Origin of the sequence: Endozoicomonas atrinae, from assembly GCF_001647025.1 — a bacterium.
Classification (GTDB): domain Bacteria; phylum Pseudomonadota; class Gammaproteobacteria; order Pseudomonadales; family Endozoicomonadaceae; genus Endozoicomonas; species Endozoicomonas atrinae.
The window spans coordinates 1-351 of sequence record NZ_LUKQ02000824.1 but is presented as its reverse complement, the minus strand read 5'-3'; the positions used below and the strand labels follow the sequence as shown (position 1 = coordinate 351).

The 351-nt window shown below is 51.9% G+C and carries 1 protein-coding gene; it reads left to right on the top strand.

Annotated elements, in window-relative coordinates:
- Nucleotides 1-296: PD-(D/E)XK nuclease-like domain-containing protein (locus AK963_RS30760; protein WP_175404815.1), on the top strand; the 296-nt coding region annotated here is incomplete at its 5' end.
- Between the last annotated feature and the right edge of the window lie 55 nt (nucleotides 297-351).

The window sequence follows — 351 nt, the reverse complement described above, 5'->3', positions numbered from 1 at the left end:
GCAAGTTCCAAAAAGATATTCTCAATTATCACTACCACCAGAAAGCGTCTTGGTATCTGGACGGGTGTCGGGCGCTGGGTCTGCCTGCGAATGGCTTTGCATGGCTGGCTATCGAAAAAGAGCAGCCTTACGCCATCGGGCTGTATATGGCCAGCGATGAAATGCTGCAGCTGGGTCGCTCTGAAATGCGCCTGATGCTGAATCAATTTGCTGAATGCCAGCGTTCTGGAATCTGGCCGGGCTATCCCGACGAATTCTGCACCATCGAGTTGCCTGAATGGGCACGAGCCGCTTAATCGTCTGCCTGAATAAGGAGTTCTGTTATGGCAGGGAATGCTAAAAAAACACCGG